Source organism: Escherichia sp. KCJ4928 (genome assembly GCF_004352695.1).
Taxonomy (GTDB): Bacteria; Pseudomonadota; Gammaproteobacteria; order Enterobacterales; family Enterobacteriaceae; genus ECMA0423.
Genome location: NZ_SJWV01000603.1, coordinates 1 through 466, shown reverse-complemented (window position 1 = coordinate 466; position 466 = coordinate 1). Strand labels below are relative to the sequence as shown.

Genomic DNA, 466 nt, shown 5'->3' with positions numbered 1-466 from the left:
AAAACAGCGCATCGCTCTCGTCAGTCAATATCAACAGCACGACAACAGGCAGCGGGCGGACCGTGGTGGAGTCACAGCACTACCGGGATTTACTGCGTGCTGACAATGAGCGCGGGGCCGCAGAAGCATTACGTAATAACCAGACGTTCATCGCCAGTCTGCCCAGGGGACTGGATACTGATCACGGAAAGAATCAAAGAAGGGATACTCAGCCTGCTGACCAGGCCGAGGGTTCTGGTCAACCATCAACGCCCCCTCAGGCAGATCAAACAGCCCGGGAAAAACAGCGGGAAGCGTTACAAAAACTGCTTGCCCGCATCAACACACAGCATCCTGACGCCCGCCCCCCGGTAGTGGCGGCTGCAATGTGGGGTACCACTGGTGCTCCCGGGATAAGCTCACACGCCTCACCACCCGGTACCGGCACATCACCACAACCACGTCTGCAGGAGGCCAGTCTGGCAAC

General features: G+C 58.4%; 1 pseudogene. It reads left to right on the top strand.

Features of this window, described 5'->3' with window-relative positions:
• Positions 1 to 466: pseudogene (locus tag E0D98_RS25815) on the top strand (conjugal transfer protein TraO); the annotation flags it as partial.